This window comes from Sphingomonas sp. CFBP 13728 (assembly GCF_014841895.1).
Lineage (GTDB): Bacteria > Pseudomonadota > Alphaproteobacteria > Sphingomonadales > Sphingomonadaceae > Sphingomonas.
The window spans coordinates 578,566-593,536 of record NZ_JACYUS010000001.1 but is presented as its reverse complement, the minus strand read 5'-3'; the positions used below and the strand labels follow the sequence as shown (position 1 = coordinate 593,536).

Annotated in this window: 14 protein-coding genes; all 14 read left to right on the top strand. The window is 63.6% G+C overall.

What is annotated here, in order from left to right:
• Positions 1 to 360: 360 nt before the first annotated feature.
• Entirely contained in the window at positions 361 to 735 is a 375-nt protein-coding gene (locus IFT67_RS02415) for an NADH-quinone oxidoreductase subunit A (RefSeq protein ID WP_056048518.1), read from the top strand.
• Positions 726 to 1,274 (top strand): NuoB/complex I 20 kDa subunit family protein, encoded by a 549-nt coding sequence (locus IFT67_RS02410; RefSeq protein WP_056058310.1) that lies wholly within the window; start codon positions 726 to 728, stop codon positions 1,272 to 1,274. Before IFT67_RS02415 ends, IFT67_RS02410 begins: the two co-directional genes overlap by 10 nt.
• The gene (locus IFT67_RS02405) at positions 1,271 to 2,095 is read left to right on the top strand and encodes an NADH-quinone oxidoreductase subunit C (RefSeq protein ID WP_192144913.1); all 825 of its coding nucleotides are present in this window, start codon (positions 1,271 to 1,273) and stop codon (positions 2,093 to 2,095) included. Before IFT67_RS02410 ends, IFT67_RS02405 begins: the two co-directional genes overlap by 4 nt.
• A 20-nt stretch (positions 2,096 to 2,115) precedes the next feature.
• Entirely contained in the window at positions 2,116 to 3,327 is a 1,212-nt protein-coding gene (locus IFT67_RS02400; protein WP_197982941.1) for an NADH-quinone oxidoreductase subunit D, read from the top strand.
• Positions 3,327 to 3,995 (top strand): complex I 24 kDa subunit family protein, encoded by a 669-nt coding sequence (locus tag IFT67_RS02395; protein ID WP_192144911.1) that lies wholly within the window; start codon positions 3,327 to 3,329, stop codon positions 3,993 to 3,995. Before IFT67_RS02400 ends, IFT67_RS02395 begins: the two co-directional genes overlap by 1 nt.
• A complete protein-coding gene (gene nuoF, locus IFT67_RS02390; RefSeq protein ID WP_192144910.1) occupies positions 3,995 to 5,296 on the top strand; it encodes an NADH-quinone oxidoreductase subunit NuoF in 1,302 nt (433 codons plus the stop codon). The genes IFT67_RS02395 and nuoF overlap by 1 nt, the downstream gene beginning before the upstream one ends.
• Positions 5,296 to 7,302 (top strand): NADH-quinone oxidoreductase subunit NuoG, encoded by a 2,007-nt coding sequence (nuoG, locus tag IFT67_RS02385; protein WP_192144909.1) that lies wholly within the window; start codon positions 5,296 to 5,298, stop codon positions 7,300 to 7,302. The genes nuoF and nuoG overlap by 1 nt, the downstream gene beginning before the upstream one ends.
• Positions 7,299 to 8,345, top strand: coding sequence for an NADH-quinone oxidoreductase subunit NuoH (gene nuoH, locus IFT67_RS02380; protein ID WP_056058320.1), 1,047 nt, complete (start codon positions 7,299 to 7,301; stop codon positions 8,343 to 8,345). Before nuoG ends, nuoH begins: the two co-directional genes overlap by 4 nt.
• The gene (gene nuoI / locus IFT67_RS02375; protein ID WP_055877898.1) at positions 8,342 to 8,827 is read left to right on the top strand and encodes an NADH-quinone oxidoreductase subunit NuoI; all 486 of its coding nucleotides are present in this window, start codon (positions 8,342 to 8,344) and stop codon (positions 8,825 to 8,827) included. The genes nuoH and nuoI overlap by 4 nt, the downstream gene beginning before the upstream one ends.
• 119 nt (positions 8,828 to 8,946) lie before the next feature.
• On the top strand, positions 8,947 to 9,558 hold the full coding sequence (locus tag IFT67_RS02370; protein ID WP_056048540.1) for an NADH-quinone oxidoreductase subunit J: 612 nt from the start codon (positions 8,947 to 8,949) through the stop codon (positions 9,556 to 9,558).
• Positions 9,555 to 9,863: an NADH-quinone oxidoreductase subunit NuoK gene (nuoK, locus tag IFT67_RS02365; RefSeq protein WP_082441002.1), complete on the top strand. Its 309-nt coding sequence runs from the start codon at positions 9,555 to 9,557 to the stop codon at positions 9,861 to 9,863. The genes IFT67_RS02370 and nuoK overlap by 4 nt, the downstream gene beginning before the upstream one ends.
• 5 nt (positions 9,864 to 9,868) lie before the next feature.
• Positions 9,869 to 11,968, top strand: coding sequence for an NADH-quinone oxidoreductase subunit L (gene nuoL / locus IFT67_RS02360; protein WP_192144908.1), 2,100 nt, complete (start codon positions 9,869 to 9,871; stop codon positions 11,966 to 11,968).
• Positions 11,968 to 13,524 (top strand): NADH-quinone oxidoreductase subunit M, encoded by a 1,557-nt coding sequence (locus tag IFT67_RS02355; protein WP_192144907.1) that lies wholly within the window; start codon positions 11,968 to 11,970, stop codon positions 13,522 to 13,524. Before nuoL ends, IFT67_RS02355 begins: the two co-directional genes overlap by 1 nt.
• Positions 13,524 to 14,969, top strand: a complete 1,446-nt coding sequence (gene nuoN, locus IFT67_RS02350) for an NADH-quinone oxidoreductase subunit NuoN (protein WP_060524719.1) — start codon at positions 13,524 to 13,526, stop codon at positions 14,967 to 14,969. Before IFT67_RS02355 ends, nuoN begins: the two co-directional genes overlap by 1 nt.
• Positions 14,970 to 14,971 lie beyond the last annotated feature (2 nt).

Below are 14,971 nucleotides of genomic sequence, written 5' to 3'. Positions count from 1 at the left end.
CGGTGCCGGGGGACCTCGGAACTGCTCGATGTATCCCCTGAGAGCCGAAGTCAGTTTGTCCCCCCGCGAAGGCGGGGATCCAGACTGGGCTCCCGCCTTCACGGGAGAACAAGGAGAAGGGGACTGTCGTTCGAACGCGGCGTCGTCTTTGCTTGTCAGCAAGGCGCCGAACACGTCCGAGGTGACGGATCGGTATCGGCGACGTCATGGAGCGCCGACGCTCGTCCGTGCCGAGTAACGCATGTTTCCCGCCACCCCGGCCCCTCCACTTGCGAGTGATTCTCACACCCTCCACGCCTTGCCCATCACCCCCCATCGGCCTAAAGCGGCCCCGTTCCGTTCGCACTTGCGAGAAGCAATTTGGTCGACCTGTCGCACTATCTTCCGATCCTCCTGTTCCTCGGGATCGCCATCGCATTGTCGAGCACGTTCGTGTTCCTGCCGATGGCCGTCTCGCGCCTCACGGGGTCACACAAGCCTACGCCTGAGAAGCTCAGCGAATACGAGTGCGGCTTTCCCGCATTCGAGGATCCGCGGAGCCAGTTCGACGTACGCTTCTACCTGATCGCCATCCTCTTCATCATCTTCGATCTCGAGGCCGCGTTCCTGTATCCCTGGGCCGTCTCGGTCTTCACGCTCGGTTGGACCGCGTGGATTTCGATGATGATCTTTATCGGCGAATTGGCCCTTGGCCTCGTCTACGCATGGAAGAAGGGAGCACTCGATTGGGAGTAGAGCTTCAGCCCGCACCCGGTTCGCCCAGTTCGCTGGTGCCACCCGACCAGGGCTTTTTCGACGGATTGAACGGTGAACTGACGGACAAGGGTTTCCTCGTCACGTCGACCGAGGAGCTGTTCCAATGGGCCCGCACCGGCTCGCTGTGGTGGATGACGTTCGGGCTAGCGTGCTGCGCGGTCGAGATGATCCACGTCAACATGCCGCGTTACGATCTGGAGCGCTTCGGCGCCGCACCGCGCGCGTCGCCGCGTCAGTCGGACGTGATGATCGTTGCCGGCACGCTGTGCAACAAGATGGCGCCTGCGCTGCGCAAGGTCTACGACCAGATGTCCGAGCCGAAGTACGTGATCTCGATGGGATCGTGCGCGAACGGCGGCGGCTATTATCATTACAGCTACAGCGTCGTGCGTGGCTGCGATCGGATCGTGCCGGTGGACATCTACGTCCCTGGGTGTCCGCCGACGGCCGAGGCGCTGCTGTACGGCATCATGCAGTTGCAGCGGAAGATCCGGCGGTCCGGGAGCATCGAGCGTTGAGGGCTCCCGCACCAGCTTACACGTCGAACGATGGCGTTATCGACAGCGCCCGCGCGGCGCTTGGCGGCATGCTGCTCGATGCGGTCGACCATGTCGGCGAAGTTGCGCTGCACGTTCGTCGTGAAGACCTGTACGACGCGATGATCGCGCTGCGCGATACGCCGGGGCTTGCCTACCAGCAGCTCATGGAGATCGCCGGCGTAGACTATCCGGATCGCGCGGAGCGATTCGAGGTCGTCTATTGCATGCTGTCGCTGACGCGGAATCACCGTCTGCGCGTGCATGTCGCGACCGACGAAGAAAAGCCGGTGCCGTCGGTGACGGATATCTGGCCGGTCGCCGGTTGGCTCGAGCGCGAAGTGTACGATATGTACGGCGTGCTGTTCAGCGGAAATCCAGACCTGCGCCGCATTCTGACCGACTATGGTTTCCGCGGTCATCCGCAGCGGAAAGACTTCCCGCTGACCGGGTATGTCGAGCTGCGCTATTCGGAAGAGTCTAAGCGCGTCGTGTACGAGCCCGTGCAGCTTGCGCAGGATTTCCGCACGTTCGATTTCATGAGCCCGTGGGAGGGCGCGAACTACGTGCTCCCCGGCGACGAGAAGGGCGCGTTGCCCCAGGCCAAGGGTGCTCAGACGCCGTTGTCGGCCGACACGATCGTCAAGGCCAATGCGGCACAGTCGCCGACCCAGGCGCCGGCCGAACCCAAGAGCACCGAGTCGACCGCGCAGACGGGCGCCGGCAAGTCGGAGTCCGACGCGACGCCGAAGCCTGCGAACCCCGACGTGGTCCCGACCAAGGGTGGAGGACAGAACCAGTGAGTCTGTATGTCGAAGAGCTTCTGGGTGAAGCCGACGTAGCCGATCCCACGACCGGCGACGTCACAATCCAGAACTACACGATCAACTTCGGTCCGCAGCATCCGGCCGCGCACGGCGTGTTGCGCCTCGTCATGGAACTCGACGGCGAGATCGTCGAGCGCGTCGACCCGCATGTCGGCCTGCTCCACCGCGGCACCGAGAAGCTGATCGAGTACAAGACCTACACGCAGGCGCTGCCGTATTTCGATCGTCTCGATTACTGCTCGCCGCTGTGCATGGAGCATAGCTGGGTGCTGGCGGTCGAGAAGCTGCTCGATCTCGAAGTGCCCGAGCGTGCGCAGTATCTGCGGGTGTTCTTCGCCGAGCTGACGCGCATCTCGAACCACATGTTGAACCTCGGATCGCACGTGATGGACGTCGGCGCGATGACGCCGAACCTTTGGCTGTTCGAGATCCGCGAAGACTGCATGAACTTCTTCGAGCGCGTCTCGGGCGCGCGCATGCATTCGAACTATTTCCGTCCCGGTGGCGTGCATCAGGATGCGCCGTTGAAGCTCCTCGCCGACATCGGCGACTGGCTCGACACGCGCCTGCCGCGGCTGTTCGAGGATGCGATCTCGCTCGTTGCGGACAACCGCATCTTCAAGCAGCGCAACGTCGACATCGCCGTGGTCAGCCGCGACGACGCGATCAAGTGGGGCTTTTCCGGCCCTATGATCCGGGGTTCGGGCATCGCCTGGGATCTGCGCAAGTCGCAGCCCTACGACGCCTACGCGAAGATGGACTTCGAGGTGCCGGTCGGCACGCGTGGCGATTGCTATGACCGGTTCATGGTGCGTGTCGAGGAAGTGCGTCAGTCCGCGCGGATCATGAAGCAGTGCCTGCGCGACATGCCCGAGGGGCCGATCGCATCGCTCGACCGCAAGGTCGTGCCGCCCAAGCGTGGCGAGATGAAGCAGTCGATGGAAGCGCTGATCCATCACTTCAAGCTCTACACCGAGGGCTTCCATGTGCCCGCCGGCGACGTCTATGTCGCGACCGAGAGCCCCAAGGGCGAGTTCGGCGTGTATCTGGTCGCCGATGGCTCGAACAAGCCGTACCGCTGCAAGATCCGCCCGACCGCGTTCTCGCATCTGCAAGCTATGGACTTCATGGCGAAGGGCCACATGCTGGCGGATACGACCGCGATCCTCGGCGCGATGGATATCGTTTTTGGTGAATGTGACCGCTGATGGCTGAAGCTCCGAAAATTCCCGACGAGGCCGAGACCCGCGCACGCTGGGGTTCGTTCGCGTGGACGGACGAGAACCAGGTCAAGGCGAACGAGATCCTCGGGCGCTACCCCAAGGGCCGCGAGCAGTCTGCGTCGATCCCGTTGCTCGATCTGGCGCAGCGCCAGGTCGGTGCGGAAACGCAGACGCAGGGCTGGTTGCCGGTGCCGGTGATCGAGTTCGTCGCGCGTCAGATCAGCGTCCCGTACATGCGCGTGTATGAGGTCGTGACCTTTTACACGATGTTCAATCTGGCGCCGGTCGGTCGCTTCCATGTCCAGGTCTGCGGCACGACGCCGTGCATGCTGCGTGGGTCGGACGACGTTCTTGCCGCCTGCAAGAACCGCGGGCTGGTCAAGGGTGGCACGACGCCAGACGGCATGTTCACGCTGACCGAGGTCGAGTGCCTGGGCACGTGCGCGAATGCGCCGATGGTGCAGATCAACGACGATAACTTCGAAGACCTCGATTACGACAAGACGACCGAGATTCTCGAGGCGCTGGCCAATGGCAGGCACCCGACGCCGGGTCCGCAATTCGGTCGTCGCGCGAGCTGCCCCGAAGGCGGCCCGACATCGCTCAAGGCGATGGTCGACGCGAACCACGATTACCGGGGGGAGTGGGCCTGATGCTCGCCGACAAGGACCGCATCTTCACCAACGTCTACGGTTTCCAGCCGTGGAACATCGACGCGGCGATCATGCGCGGCGATTGGGACAACACCAGGGACCTGATGGCGCTCGGCCAGGACGCGATCATCGACGTGATGAAGGCGTCGGGTCTGCGCGGCCGTGGCGGCGCGGGCTTCCCGACCGGCACCAAATGGTCGTTCATGCCGAAGGAGCCGAAGCCGGACCGGCCGAACTTCCTAGTCATCAATGCCGATGAATCCGAGCCGGGCAGCTGCAAGGATCGCGAGATCATCCGCCACGATCCGCACAAGCTGATCGAAGGCGCGCTGATCGCCGGGTTCGCGATGCGCGCGCGCGCCGCGTACATCTACATCCGCGGCGAGTATATCCGCGAGGCCGAGACGCTGTTCGCGGCCGTCGCCGAAGCGTATGATCGCGGCTTCATCGGCAAGAACGCGTGCGGATCGGGCTATGACTTCGACGTGTTCGTTCACCGTGGTGCTGGCGCCTATATCTGTGGCGAAGAGACCGCGATGCTGGAGAGCCTCGAGGGCAAGAAGGGCCAGCCGCGGCTGAAGCCGCCCTTCCCGGCGGGTGCCGGTCTTTATGGCTGCCCGACGACGGTCAACAACGTCGAATCGATCGCTGTCGCACCGACGATTTTGCGGCGTGGCGCGGCATGGTTTTCCAGCTTCGGCGCGGAAAATAATCGCGGTACCAAGCTGTTCCAGATCAGCGGCCATGTGAACAAGCCGTGCGTGGTTGAGGAAGAGATGAGCATCTCGTTCCGCGACCTGATCGAGACGCATTGCGGCGGTATTCGTGGCGGCTGGGACAACCTGCTCGCGGTGATCCCCGGTGGTTCTTCGGTGCCGCTCGTGCCTGCCGCGCAGATCATGGACTGCGCGATGGATTTCGACGGCCTGAAGGCGGTCGGGTCGGGCCTCGGTACCGCGGCGATCATCGTGATGGACAAGTCGACCGACATCGTCCGCGCGATCAGCCGCATCTCGTACTTTTATAAGCATGAGAGCTGTGGCCAGTGCACGCCGTGCCGCGAGGGCACCGGCTGGATGTGGCGCGTGATGGAGCGGATGCGCACGGGCGACGCCGAGCTGTCCGAGATCGACATGCTCCAGCAGGTCACCAAGCAGGTCGAGGGTCACTCGATCTGTGCGCTCGGCGACGCAGCCGCATGGCCGATCCAGGGCCTGATCAAGCATTTCCGCCCCGAGATGGAGCGCCGTATCCGTGAGCGCGGTGGCGACACCGCGCCGATGATGGAAGCCGCAGAGTAATGCCCTTAGTCAAAGTCGATGGCGTAGAGATCGAGGTGCCGCAGGGCGCCACCGTGCTGCAGGCGTGCGAGCTTGCCGGCAAGGAGATCCCGCGTTTCTGTTATCATGAGCGGCTGAGCATCGCTGGCAATTGCCGGATGTGCCTAGTCGAGGTGAAGCCTGGTCCGCCCAAGCCGCAGGCGTCGTGCGCGCTGCCGGCGGCGGACAAGCAGGAGATCTTCACGAACTCGCCGATGGTGAAGAATGCCCGCGAGGGCATCATGGAATTCCTGCTGATCAACCATCCGCTCGATTGCCCGATCTGCGATCAGGGTGGCGAGTGCGATCTACAGGACCAGTCCGTCGCTTACGGCCGCGGCCATTCGCGCTACGACGAGAACAAGCGCGCGGTCACCGAGAAGTATATGGGCCCGATCGTCAAGACGGTCATGACCCGCTGCATCCAGTGCACGCGCTGCATCCGGTTCGCTGAGGAAGTGTCCGGCGTCGAGGAGATCGGTGCGATCTTCCGCGGCGAGGACATGCAGATAACCTCGTATCTCGAGAATGCGGTCAAGAGCGAACTCAGCGGCAACGTCGTCGATCTGTGCCCCGTGGGTGCGCTGACGTCGAAGCCGTATGCATTTGAGGCGCGTCCTTGGGAGTTGCGCAAGACGCTGACGATCGACGTGATGGACGCGGTCGGCACCAATATCCGGCTCGACAGCCGTGGTCGCCAGGTGCTGCGCTGCGTGCCGCGGATCAACGAGGACGTGAACGAGGAGTGGGCGACCGACAAGACGCGCCACGCGATCGATGGCCTCGTGCGTCGCCGTCTCGACAAGCCTTATGTCCGGGTGAACGGCAAGCTGGTTCCTGCGACGTGGGACGAAGCGTTTGCGGCGATCAAGGGTGTGAACGCCGGGTCGAGCGTTGCGGCCGTCGCTGGCGATCTGGTCGATTGCGAGACGATGTACGCCGCCAAGGCGCTGCTCGCGAAGATGGGGTCGAGCCTGCTCGAAGGCCGTCAGACCGGCATGGATTATGACGCGACGAGCATCGCCGCGGTCAATTTCAACACGACGATCGCCGGCACCGAGCGTGCCGATGCGATCCTTCTGGTGGGCACCAACCTGCGCTGGGAAGCGCCGCTGGTGAACACGCGGGTGCGTAAAGCGATCAAGAAGGGTGCGAAGGTCTTTGCGATCGGGCCGGAGACGGACCTGACGTACAAGGTCGAGTGGCTCGGCGACGATCTGGCGTTGCTCGGCACTCTGCCTGAGGCGGTGACCGAAGCGTTCGCGAAAGCAGAACGCCCGATGGTGATCGTCGGTGGCGGCGCGCTGAAGGGTGGCCATGCGGCTGCGCTGAAGCTGGTCAATACGCTCGGTCTCGTGAAGGACAAGTGGAATGGCTTCAACGTCGTTCACATGGCGGCGTCGCGGATGGGCGGGCTGATGCTTGGCTATGCGCAGAAGGCCGGCATCGCCGACGTGATGGGGGCGAAGCTCGGCTTCTTCCTCGGCGCGGACGAGGTGGACTATTCGAAGTTCGCTGGCTTCAAGGTGTTCGTGGGCCATCACGGCGACAAGGGTGCGGCGGCTGCCGACGTCATCCTGCCGGGTGTCACCTATGCCGAGAAGTCGGGGACGTGGGTCAATCTCGAGGGCCGTGTCCAGCGCGGCGAGCGCGCGGTGTTCGCACCGGGCGACGCGCGTGACGACTGGTCGATCTTCCGCGCGCTGTCCGACACGCTCGGCCACACGCTGCCGTTCGACAGCTTCGAAGGCTTGCGCGAAGAAATGTATGCGGACGTGCCTGCGTTGCGGCACCAGGCGCTCGCGACGTTCGAGTGGAACCCGCCTTCGCTCAACGATGCCAGTGATGGTCGGGGTGAGGGTGTCCTCGCCGGCTATCCGATCAAGGACTTCTACCTGACCAACGCGATCTGCCGTGCGTCGCCGACGATGCAGCGCTGCTCGGCCGAACTTCTCCACGGGGAAGATTACGCGGAGGCAGCCGAATGATCTCCTGGTTCGAATCCTCGCTCGGTTACGACTGGGCGTTCTTCCTCGCGACGATCATCGACATCCTCGTGATCGCGCTGCCGCTGATGCTGGCGGTGGCGATGATCATCTATGCCGACCGTAAGATCTGGGCGGCGATGGCGTTGCGGCGTGGTCCGAACGTCGTCGGTCCGTTCGGTCTGTTGCAGAGCTTTGCCGACGGCCTGAAAGTGTTCCTGCAGGAGACAATCGTCCCCGCAGCCGCCAACCGCACGCTGTTCCTGCTCGCGCCGATCATCACCTTCACGGTCGCGCTGATCGTCTGGGCGGTGGTGCCGTTCGGCGTCGGCGTCGTGCTTGCCGACATCAACGTCGGGCTGCTCTACGTGCTCGCGGCGTCGTCGCTCGGCGTGTACGGGATCATCCTGTCGGGTTGGGCATCGAACTCGAAATACCCGTTCTACTCGGCGCTTCGTGCGGCCGCGCAGATGGTGTCGTATGAAGTTGCGATCGGCTTCATTCTGATTTCGGTCGTGCTGTGGACCGGCAGCTTCAACCTGTCGGCGATCGTGATGGCGCAAAAGTCGCACGTCTGGTTCTTCAACGGGTACATCCTCAACCCGCTGATGTTCCCGATGGCGGTGATGTTCTTTATCTCGAGCTTGGCGGAGACGCAGCGTGCGCCGTTCGATCTGACCGAGGCGGAGAGCGAGCTCGTCGCCGGGTACCAGACCGAATATTCGTCGATGTCGTTCGCGCTGTTCTGGCTCGGCGAGTACGCCAACGTGCTGCTGATGTGTGCGCTCAACGCGACGCTGTTTTGGGGCGGGTGGCTGCCACCGGTCGACTGGGCGCCCCTGTATTACGTGCCGGGGATCATCTGGCTGTTCGCCAAGATCCTGTTCTTCTTCTTCCTGTTCAGCTGGGTGAAGGCGACCGTGCCGCGGTATCGCTACGATCAGCTGATGCGGCTCGGCTGGAAGGTCTTCCTCCCCGTCTCGCTGTTCTGGGTTTTCCTCGTGTCGGGCTATCTCATGCTGACGCGCGTTGGAGTGGGTTCATGAGCGTCGCTCAGATCATCAAGTCGTTTACCCTGTGGGAATTCGTGAAGGCGCACGCGTTGACGCTTCGCTATTTCTTCAAGGAAAAGGCGACGATCAACTATCCGTACGAGCGCAATCCGGTGTCGCCGCGGTTCCGGGGCGAGCATGCTTTGCGTCGCTATCCGAACGGCGAAGAGCGGTGCATCGCATGCAAGCTGTGCGAGGCCGTGTGTCCTGCGCAGGCGATCACGATCGAAGCCGAGCCGCGTGACGACGGCTCGCGTCGCACCACGCGCTACGACATCGACATGACCAAGTGCATCTATTGTGGCCTGTGTGCCGAGGCGTGCCCGGTCGATGCGATCGTCGAGGGGCCGAACTACGAGTTCGCCACCGAGACGCGCGAAGAGCTGATCTACGACAAGTCGAAGCTGCTCGATAATGGCGACCGTTGGGAAAGCGCGATCGCGGCGAACCTTGCCGCCGATGCGCCGTACCGTTAAGCGCTCGCGACGATGACCCAGACCTACTCCGTCATCCCAGCGCACGCTGGGATCTCCCCGTTTCAGAGCGCGCCCGCGCGGCTTGAGACCCCAGCGTTCGCTGGGGTGACGAGGACCTCATGATCCAGGCCTTAGCCTTCTACCTCTTCGCCTTCGTCGTCGTCCTGTCGGGCGCGCTGACGATCGCGTCGCGCAACCCGGTCCATTCGGTGATGTGGCTGATCCTCGCGTTCTTCAACGCGGCCGGCCTCATGATCCTGGTCGGCGCCGAGTTCATCGCGATGCTGCTCGTCATCGTCTATGTGGGGGCAGTCGCGGTGCTGTTCCTGTTCGTGGTCATGATGCTCGACATCGACTTCACCGAGCTGCGCGCAGGCGTCGCCCGGTATTTCGGGATCGGCCTTGCGCTCGCGGTCGCACTCGCCGCCGAGGTGATGATCGCGATCGGCGCTTGGAGCACGGGTCCGATCCAGCTCGCACGTCGTGCCGCGCCGATCGACGACACCGTGCCCAACATCCAGGCGATCGGTAACCTGCTCTACACGCGCTATCTGTTCGTGTTCGAGGGGGCCGGCTTGGTGTTGCTGGTCGCGATGATCGGAGCGATCGTGCTGACCCACCGCCAGCGTGGCGGCGTCAAGGCGCAGAACATCAGCCGCCAGAACGCGCGTCGTCCGCAGGACGCCACGCGCAATACGAGCCCGGTCGTCGGGCAGGGAGTCGAACTGTGACGATCGGTCTCGTCCATTATCTGGTCGTCGCGGCGATCCTGTTCACGATGGGGGTGCTCGGCATCTTCCTGAACCGCAAGAACCTCATCGTCATCCTGATGGCGATCGAGCTGATCCTGCTGGCGGTGAACATCAATCTCGTCGCGTTCTCGGCGTTCCTCCACGACCTCGTCGGACAGGTGTTCGCGATGTTCGTGCTGACGGTCGCCGCGGGTGAAGCCGCTATCGGCCTTGCCATTCTTGTGATCTATTTCCGCGGTCGCGGCACCATCGCGGTCGACGACGTCAACCGGATGAAGGGGTAATACGGTTGATCCAGCTTATCGTCTTCCTGCCGTTACTGGCCGCGATCGTTGCCGGGTTCGGCAATCGCGCGATCGGCAACGTGCCGGCGAAACTCGTCACCACGGCTGCGCTGTTCGCGTCGTGCCTGTTGTCCTGGCCGATCTTCATCGGTTTCCTGTCGGGCACCAGCACGGCCTCCGTCGCGCCGCTGCTCGACTTCATCCATTCCGGCGACATGAACGTCGCATGGTCGCTGCGCGTCGATGCGCTGACCGCGGTTATGCTCGTGGTCGTCACGTCGGTCTCGGCGCTCGTCCATCTGTATAGCTGGGGCTATATGGATGAAGACCCTGATCAGCCGCGCTTTTTTGCGTATCTGTCGCTGTTTACCTTCGCGATGCTGATGCTCGTGACCGCGAACAACCTCGTCCAGATGTTCTTCGGCTGGGAAGGCGTGGGTCTCGCATCCTACCTGCTGATCGGCTTCTGGTTTCGCAAGCCGTCGGCCAGCGCAGCCGCGATCAAGGCGTTCGTCGTCAATCGCGTCGGCGATCTTGGCTTCATGCTCGGTATCTTCGGCACGTTCCTGGTGTTCGGCACGGTCTCGATCCCCGAGATCCTCGCCGCGGCCCCCGGTATGGCGGGTTCGACGCTCGGCTTCCTCGGCTACCGCTTCGACACTATGACGGTGCTCTGTCTGCTGCTGTTCGTCGGCGCGATGGGCAAGTCGGCGCAACTCGGCCTGCACACCTGGTTGCCGGACGCGATGGAAGGCCCGACCCCGGTGTCGGCGCTGATCCACGCGGCGACGATGGTCACCGCCGGCGTGTTCATGGTCTGCCGCCTGTCGCCGATGTTCGAGATGAGCCCGGTCGCGCTGACCGTGGTCACCTCGGTCGGTGCCGCGACCTGCCTGTTCGCCGCCACCTGCGGCCTCGTGCAGACCGACATCAAGCGCGTGATCGCGTATTCGACCTGTTCGCAGCTCGGCTACATGTTCTTTGCGGCCGGTGTCGGCGCGTACGGCGCGGCGATGTTCCACCTCTTCACGCACGCGTTCTTCAAGGCGCTGCTGTTCCTCGGCGCGGGCTCGGTCATCCATGCGATGCACCACGAGCAGGACATGCGCTATTATGGCGGTCTGCGTAAGAAGATCCCGGTGACGTTCTGGGCGATGATGGCGGGTACGCTCGCGATCACCGGCGTCGGTATCCCCGGCATCTTCGGCAACACCGCGATCGGTTTCGCAGGCTTCCATTCGAAGGATGCGATCATTGAGGCGAGCTGGGCTGCGGGCCAGCCGGGCGTGTGGTTCGTCGGCGTGCTCGTCGCGTTGCTGACCAGCTTCTATTCGTGGCGCGTGATGTTCCTGACCTTCTGGGGCAAGCCGCGCTGGGCCGCATCGGAGCACATCCAGCATGCGCTTCATGACGCACACGGTCATGACCACGGCGATGCGCATCATGTCGACGATCACCATGCGAACCCGGCGCAGGCCGAGGACGCAGGTCACGCGCCGCACGATCATCACGATGCGCAGCACTCGCCGGCCGAAGGCGACGGTGGGTATCACCCGCACGAGAGCCCGCTGCCGATGCTGATCCCGCTGATCGTTCTGTCGATCGGTGCGGTTCTTGCCGGCTTCGTGTTCCACGGCTTCTTTATCGAGCCGACCGCGGGCGAAGAGTTCTGGAAGGGCGCACTCGCGTTCCGCGAACATCTGATGCACGAGATGCACGGCGTGCCGTTGCTGATCAAACTGTCGGCGACGATCGCCATGCTGCTCGGCCTGCTGACCGCATGGTACGCCTATATCAAGGCACCGACGTTCCCGGCCAAGGTCGTCGAACAGTTCGGCGTGCTCTACGACTTCCTGCTGCATAAGTGGTATTTCGATGAGCTGTACGACTTGATCTTCGTCCGCCCGGCGTTCGCGATCGGCCGCTTCCTTTGGCACCGCGGCGACGAGAAGACGATCAACCGGTTCGGGCCCGACGGCGCGACCTGGGTCGTCCAGATCGGCAGCCGTGTCGCCAACCGCTTCCAGACGGGATACCTCTACACCTATGCCTTCGTCATGCTGATCGGGCTGACCGCAGCCGTAACCTGGGCGATCGGACTGTAATGACCGGCTTTCCTATCCTCTCCGTCCTGATCGCGGTCCCGATGATCGCGGCCGTCGCGTGCCTGTTCGTCTCGGCGAACACCGCGCGGATGCTGGCACTGGCGGCAACACTGATCGACTTCGTTCTCGGCATCATGCTGTGGATGAACTACGACATCGGCGGCGCGCAGTGGCAGTTCGTCGAGCATGCCCCCGGTATCTTCGGCCCGTTCGGCTGGTCGCTCGGCATCGACGGCTTCGCGCTGATGCTGATCATGCTCAGCGTGTTCCTGATGCCGATCTGCATCGGTGCCAGCTGGCGCTCGATCACGACCCGCGTGCCCGAATACATGGCGGCGTTCCTGTTCACTGAAGTGCTGATGATCGGCACGTTTGCGGCGCAGGACCTGTTCCTGTTCTACGTGTTCTTCGAAGCCGGCCTGATCCCGATGTACCTGATCATCGGCATCTGGGGCGGCGCGAACCGGATCTACGCGTCGTACAAGTTCTTCCTGTACACGCTGCTCGGCTCGGTCCTGATGTTCATCGCGATGCTGTACATGGCGAAGACCGCGGGCACGACCAGCATCCCGGCGCTGATGAACTACGACTTCCCCGCGCACGTGCAGACGTGGCTGTGGCTGGCGTTCTTCGCATCGTTCGCGGTCAAGATGCCAATGTGGCCGGTCCACACCTGGTTGCCCGACGCGCACGTCCAGGCGCCGACCGCAGGCTCGGTGATCCTGGCGGGCGTGCTGCTGAAGCTCGGTGGCTACGGCTTCCTGCGCTTCCTGCTGCCGATGTTCCCCGAAGCCTCGGGCCAGCTCACCTGGCTGATCTTCGGTCTGTCGGCGGTCGCGGTGATCTATACGTCGCTCGTCGCGCTCGTGCAGTCGGACATGAAGAAGCTGATCGCCTATTCGTCGGTCGCGCATATGGCGATCGTCACGATCGGCCTGTTCGCGTTCAACCGGCAGGGCATCGAAGGCGCGATGATCATGATGCTGAGCCACGGCCTGGTATCGGGCGCGTTGTTCCTGTGCGTCGGCGTGATCTACGACCAGCTGCATACCCGCGAGATCTCGCGCTATGGCGGCCTTGCGATCAACATGCCGAAGTATGCGATCTTCTTCCTGTTCTTCACGATGGCCTCGATCGGCCTGCCGGGCACCAGCGGCTTCGTCGCCGAGTTCCTGTCGCTGATGGGCACGTATCAGGTCTCGACCTGGACCGCGCTGCTCTGCACGACGAGCATCATCCTCGGCGCCGCATACATGCTGTTCCTGTATCGTCGCGTCGTGTTCGGCGAGATCAAGTCGGACGACGTTCGCGCGATGGTCGACCTGTCGGGCCGCGAGATGTGGCTGCTCGCTCCGATCGCAGCCGTCGTGTTGTGGATGGGTGTGTATCCCGAGAGCTTCCTGGCACCGATGCGCAAGGACGTGAGCGTGCTTCTCGCCCGTGTTGACCGCACCAAGCCTGCCAGCGATTCCAACCCAACTGCGGGGAAGCCCGCCACCGTCCACGCGGGGAACCCCGCCACTGTCGATAGTGCCGCGCACGGGGAGGCACACTGATGGATTACGCCGCTAACATCGCCATGACGCTGCCCGAACTGGTGCTGGCGTTGGGTGCGATCGCCCTGATGCTCGTCTCGGCCTGGGGCGGGGACAAGTCGACACGGGCCGTCTCGATCGCTGCCGTCTTCGTACTGGTCGGGGCAGGGATCGCATTGGTCGGTCCCGCGTCGTCGGGTGGCTATGCGTTCGACGGCCTGTACCGCGCAGACGCGTTCGGCGCGTTCGCCAAGGTGCTGATCTACATCGCCTCGGCAGTCGCGATCGTGATGGCGCCGAGCTTCTTCGCGCGCACGCACGGCGACGATCTGCGTCCGGAATATCCGGTGCTTATCCTGCTGTCGGCATGCGGCATGGGGATCATGGTTTCGGCCACCGACATGCTGACGCTGTATGTCGGTCTCGAGCTCCAGAGCCTTGCGGCCTATGTCCTCGCCAGCTTCATGCGGCGCGACGGGCGTTCGGCGGAAGCCGGCCTGAAGTATTTCGTGCTCGGCGCGCTTGCCAGCGGCATCCTGCTGTACGGCATCTCGCTGGTCTACGGGTTCAGCGGCACGACGTTGTTCTCGGGCATCTCGGAAGCCTACGCGGGCACCAAGTCGCTCGGCCTGCTGTTCGGTCTGGTGTTCGTGTTCGCAGGCCTTGCCTTCAAGATCAGCGCCGTACCGTTCCACATGTGGACGCCCGACGTGTACGAGGGCGCACCGACCCCGGTCACCGCGTTCTTCGCGTCCGCCCCCAAGGTCGCGGCGCTTGCTCTCAGCGTCCGCGTGGCGGTCGATGCAATGGGCCCGGCGACCGACCAGTGGCGCCAGATCGTGATCTTCGCGGCGCTCGCCTCGATCATCCTCGGTGCGGTGGCCGCGATCGGCCAGACCAACATCAAGCGGCTGCTCGCGTATTCGTCGATCAACAATGTCGGCTTCGCGCTGATCGGTCTTGCGGCTGGAACGCCGGAAGGCGTGTCGGGCGTGCTGATGTACCTGACGATCTACGTCGCGATGACGCTGGGTTCGTTCCTGGTCGTGTTGCAGATGCGCGGTGACGACGGCCAGCCGGTCGAGACGATCGACAGCCTCGCCGGCATGTCGCGGACCCGTCCTGCACTGGCAGCGGCGCTGGCGATCTTCATGTTCAGCCTCGCCGGCATACCGCCGCTGTTCGGCTTCTACGCGAAGTTCGCGGTGTTCAGCGCGGCGGTCGACGCCGGGCTGTTCCCGCTGGCCGTGGTCGGCATCGCCGCCTCGGTGATCGGCGCGTATTATTACCTGCGTGTCGTCAAAACGATGTACTTCGATGACCCGGCACCTGCGTTCGCGCCGATGGAGAGCAAGGTCGAGGGTGGCCTGATCGCCATCGCCGCCGTGTTCGTCTCGCCAGCCGGCTACCTCCTCATCCCCGTGCTCGGCGCGTGGACGATGGCGGCCGCACGGGCGTTGTTCTGAGC

What these genes read in the sequence shown, in the direction of transcription:
- nuoH (WP_056058320.1), top strand. Translation starts at nt 7,299, where the DNA reads ATGATCTCCTGGTTCGAATCCTCGCTCGGTTACGACTGGGCGTTCTTC.
- nuoG (WP_192144909.1), top strand. Translation starts at nt 5,296, where the DNA reads ATGCCCTTAGTCAAAGTCGATGGCGTAGAGATCGAGGTGCCGCAGGGC.
- IFT67_RS02370 (WP_056048540.1), top strand. Translation starts at nt 8,947, where the DNA reads ATGATCCAGGCCTTAGCCTTCTACCTCTTCGCCTTCGTCGTCGTCCTG.
- nuoF (WP_192144910.1), top strand. Translation starts at nt 3,995, where the DNA reads ATGCTCGCCGACAAGGACCGCATCTTCACCAACGTCTACGGTTTCCAG.
- nuoN (WP_060524719.1), top strand. Translation starts at nt 13,524, where the DNA reads ATGGATTACGCCGCTAACATCGCCATGACGCTGCCCGAACTGGTGCTG.
- IFT67_RS02395 (WP_192144911.1), top strand. Translation starts at nt 3,327, where the DNA reads ATGGCTGAAGCTCCGAAAATTCCCGACGAGGCCGAGACCCGCGCACGC.
- nuoI (WP_055877898.1), top strand. Translation starts at nt 8,342, where the DNA reads ATGAGCGTCGCTCAGATCATCAAGTCGTTTACCCTGTGGGAATTCGTG.
- IFT67_RS02355 (WP_192144907.1), top strand. Translation starts at nt 11,968, where the DNA reads ATGACCGGCTTTCCTATCCTCTCCGTCCTGATCGCGGTCCCGATGATC.